5 protein-coding genes are annotated in these 3988 nt (G+C 68.8%); 3 read left to right on the top strand and 2 right to left on the bottom strand.

Translation table 11 applies throughout. The features are described 5' to 3' along the window. Positions 1-635 (top strand): PRC-barrel domain-containing protein (locus Q1B08_RS20995; protein WP_299823205.1); only part of this gene is annotated, 635 nt, incomplete at its 5' end. 222 nt (positions 636-857) lie between these two features. On the opposite strand, the gene Q1B08_RS20990 is transcribed toward Q1B08_RS20995, so the two are convergent. Then, complete coding sequence (locus Q1B08_RS20990) at positions 858-1049, bottom strand: hypothetical protein (protein WP_299823202.1); 192 nt, start codon at positions 1047-1049, stop codon at positions 858-860. Positions 1050-1820: 771 nt separating this feature from the next. On the opposite strand from Q1B08_RS20990, the gene Q1B08_RS20985 reads away from it, so the two are divergent. Together Q1B08_RS20985 and Q1B08_RS20980 are read left to right on the top strand one after the other, a co-directional pair. After that, positions 1821-2030, top strand: coding sequence for a hypothetical protein (locus Q1B08_RS20985; protein WP_299823199.1), 210 nt, complete (start codon positions 1821-1823; stop codon positions 2028-2030). Beyond that, the gene (locus Q1B08_RS20980) at positions 2027-3409 is read left to right on the top strand and encodes a hypothetical protein (RefSeq protein WP_299823196.1); all 1383 of its coding nucleotides are present in this window, start codon (positions 2027-2029) and stop codon (positions 3407-3409) included. The genes Q1B08_RS20985 and Q1B08_RS20980 overlap by 4 nt, the downstream gene beginning before the upstream one ends. 268 nt (positions 3410-3677) lie before the next feature. Here Q1B08_RS20980 and Q1B08_RS20975 read toward each other — a convergent pair. Continuing rightward, positions 3678-3988 (bottom strand): hypothetical protein (locus Q1B08_RS20975; RefSeq protein WP_299823194.1); only part of this gene is annotated, 311 nt, incomplete at its 5' end.

Raw genomic sequence — 3988 nt, 5'->3', positions numbered from 1 at the left:
CCGGCGAGCCGCAGGTCGAGTTCGTCCAGTCCGGCGAGCCCACCGTGACCTTCCAGGAGGCCGGTGCCGAGTCCGAGGCCCCCGAGATCGACGAGGCCAGCGCCGAGCCGGCCGAGGATGACGCCGCGCAGCCGCTGATGGACGAGGAGCCGACTGGAACCGAACCGGCGCCTGAGACGGTGGCGCAATCGGAATCGACCGAGCCGGAAGCACCCGCATCCGACGTCACCGCCGATCCGGCACTTGCGGAGACCGACACCGCCGAGACCGAGATGCCGGTTGCGGAAGGCGACACAATCGAGACCACGACACCAGTCGAGCTCGGCGGTCCGACCGTGGAGCGCGAAGGCTACAACCTCGCGCAGGCCGGCGAATTCGAGGTCGAGTCCCTGACCGGGTCCAACCTCTATGGTGTCAACGACGAGGATATCGGCGAGATCGGCGATCTGATCCTGAGCAGCGACGGCCAGATCGAGGGCGTCCTTGTCGAAATGGGCGGCTTCCTCGGCCTCGGTCGGCGGGAAGTGCAGGTGCCCTTCGACCGTCTGTCGATCCTGACCTCGGAGACCGGCGACATCCGCGCCTATATCGACGCGACAGAGGAAGAGCTCGAGGCGATGCCCGAGGCGCAATAAGGAACCACGCTGCGGTGGTAGACTGGGCCGTCCCGAAAGGGGCGGCCCTTTTCGTCGTTCCAGGTCATTTCGTGTGGGTCCGCCTACGCCGTTCAGACATGGCCTGCAAAGCATGAGAGCAGGCCGCAAACGACGGGTCGGTCGGCTGCGCTCGCAAAGCGCGGCCCGCATGGGAGGCTTCGCGTATCCTGTCCATGTACGACGCCACCGTCAGACCACCTTTCAATCCGTCCGTGTATCCCTTTGCCATCCGACCTCGTGCAGAAGGGGTGTGTCGCTTTCGGTCACGGCATGACCGAGACAGAGATAGCCGGTGAGAGACCAGCTCGACGGCACATCAAGCACCGCGGCAACGGCAACGGCATCGAGGATGGAGACCCAGCCGAGCCCGATATTTTCCGCTGAAGCGGTCATCGGATTTCTTGGTTGGGGGCGGGTTGTGACTGACCTGTTCAGCGCCGACGGGGGGAAGCGATCACCTGAAGATGGCCGGAACGACAGTGCGTCGCGGATACGACGAACGCCAGTGAACGGCCGAAGTCGCGTTAGCGTCGCCATCTAACATCTTGTCCGAGTGGGCTATTCTTTCCGTTTAGCCGGGCTTCGCATGCGCGGCCAACCCCCGGAGCCGACGTCCACGGCAAGACCCGGGATATAGACCGAGATCGAAGGGATGGCCACGGTCCTCATCGCACCGCCCTGAGGGAGTTCGGCAGGGATGTGCTGACCGATCCATTCTCGTCCCCAAAACCGCCGCCCGCAGCGGCGTATCTCGAGATCGTCGCCGCGCTCGGGCTTTGTCCGGCCGCGTCGTACGCAAACGTACTCGGGTCCAATCTGGAGCAACTCAAAACCTCGCCTTTGAATTTGCTTGGCGATGACCCAATGGCTCCGTCTTCTGATCTGGCACGTGCATGGCAGCTACCTGTGGTAGCTGTCGCATGTGCCGCACGATATCGTCCCGCTGCCAAGCGCGGGGTGGCCGAAGGATTATCGCAGCCCTTTTGCCCGGCTTCGATCGGTCCGAAAATCTGCACGACGTGCCGGTCGAGGCGTGCGCGACATGCCGTTCGACACCGTGTTCAGGCAGTTGCATCGGAATTGGCGGATCGACTCGGAGGAAATCCTGAGCCCGACGAGGCCGGTGGCGCGGTTACCCATCGGCTGCCGAAGGGGGACCGGCGGATGCATCAGGCCGAGTACACCCGCGCGCTGGTCCGCGCGCACCGCTTCGCGGCGGGCGATGCGGCCATGCGCCTCCCCGTTTCCGGCGCGGCGCACACTGCCGCGCGGGCGATTGCGGGACCGTCCGGACCGGGGGACTATCTGCTCGTCTCGCCCTGGACCAACGCCGCGGACGCGCTGCTCGCTCAGCCGATGAGGGCGGTCTCGTGATCGAGATGTTCCATCCGACTGCGGCGCTCGCCACATGCATCTTGCGGACCGGCGACCGGGCTGCGACCGCGCGACTGACGGCCCTCGCGCTCGACGACGCGGAAGGCGCGACCGAGGCGCTGTTCGGCAGCGTGGTCGAGCCGCTCTGCGACGGGTTCACGCGGCGAGGAACGCTGATCTGCGAGGGCGTTCTGGCCCAGGTGATCGACTTGGCCCGGCGGCACCCTGACTGCGCGGCGCTTGACGCGGCGCTGACGGAAGAGGGGATCGGCGGTGAGGCCGATCTGCGCGCTCGCACCGCTTGGGGCCAGCGCGACCCCACCTCGACGGGCGCGCCGGACCGGATCGGCCTCATCTCGCGGGGGACGCTCGGCGCGGACCTGGCCATCTCGCTCCCGCTGCTGCGCGGGCTGGCCGCGCGCTGGCCGGAAGCGGAAATCGTGGTGTTCGGCCGCGAGAGGCTTCGCCCCGTCATCGAAGGCCTCGGCGCGCGGTTCGTATCGGTCGGCTACGGGCGGCAGGGCGGGCTTGCCGCGCGGCTCGGCGCTTGGGTCGGGCTGCGCGAGGCAATCGCGGCGGAGGCGGCCGGGGCGGGGCCGGGGCGCTGGCTCCTGATCGATCCCGACACCCGGCTCACGCAACTCGGCCTGCTCGCACCCGGGCCGCGCGCGGCTTATTGGCGCCTGCCGAGCCGCAAGGTGGAGGCGGGGTGCCTGGGCCAGATCGCCCGTGACTGGCTCGCCGCCCGGTTCGGCGCCGCCGCGCCCACGACGCCGCTGCCGCTCCGTCTCGCGGACGCTGCCTGGGCGCGACGGCTTCGGAGCGCGATGACAGCCGATGGCCGGCGGCTCGTCGCCGCGGGGTTCGGGTTCGGCGGCAACCCGGCCAAGCGGGTCGGGCCGGAGTTCGAGGCGGGGGCGCTCGTCGCGCTGGTCGCGGACGGGCATCGCGTCCTGCTCGCGCGCGGGGTGGATGGCTCGGCGCGGGCTGCGACGGAGGCGTTCTACGCGGCGCTCGTCGACCGGGGCCTACGGGTGCGCCACCTGCCGGAGGGTCGTCACCTCCGCCCGGGCGCGGAGGCGGATGTGGTGACGTGGCAGGCCGATCCGGGCGCGTTCCTGGCCGTGATCGCGGCCTCGGACGCGCATCTGGGCTACGATTCCGCCGGACAGCACATCGCTGCCGCCTTGGGCGTGCCGACGCTGACGATCCTCGTAACTGCCGCCGGGCTGCGCCACGCCGATCGGTGGCGGCCGACGGGCCCCGGCCCGATCCGCGTCCTGCGGGTCGATCCGGGCGCGACGGGCAGTGCGATCCTCGGGCCCGCCATCGCGGCAATGCGTGCGCTGCTCCGGGGGGGCGCAGCAAGGCTGCTATAACGCACCGGATGCCCGAACTCCGGTCCGGCTCCGCACAATCCGTTCTCCGGGCAACGGGGAACACGATCCTGGATGGGACATGGCCGCTCTCCAGTTCGTCCCGCCGGCGCCTCGACCCCTCTCGCCGACGATCCCCGTCATCTGCGTGGGTCTCATGAGGACCTGAATCACTTGTATGACCTGATCCGTGACCTCGGCCTCCTTCATCGTTCTGGCGGGATTCTGGAGGCCTCCCGCCCTCGTAACGACTGCCGTGCCACTGTCGGCCTCAGGCCGGGGGGTCCTGCCCGTCAGCGCGGGCGTCCTCGGGAGGCGCGCGGCGCCGCACGAGCGGCGTGACCGTCAGGCCGTGGATCAGGACGGAGAACAGCACGACGAGGCTGGCAAGCGGCCAGATTGGGCCGAACCATCCCAGCAGGGAGATCGTTTCAATTCGGCAGCCCGGACGTCGTGTCGCGATCGAGCCAGTCTCAGGGCGCGTACGGGATATCGCTACCTCAATGGTCCGCAACCGCACGGTACATCCGGGTGAGGGAACACCGGCGGACGCGAGGGACTTCAGGTTTCGAACCGTTGTAT

It is taken from the genome of uncultured Jannaschia sp. (assembly GCF_947494025.1).
Lineage (GTDB): Bacteria > Pseudomonadota > Alphaproteobacteria > Rhodobacterales > Rhodobacteraceae > Jannaschia.
This window is presented reverse-complemented; position numbering and strand designations above follow the sequence as displayed.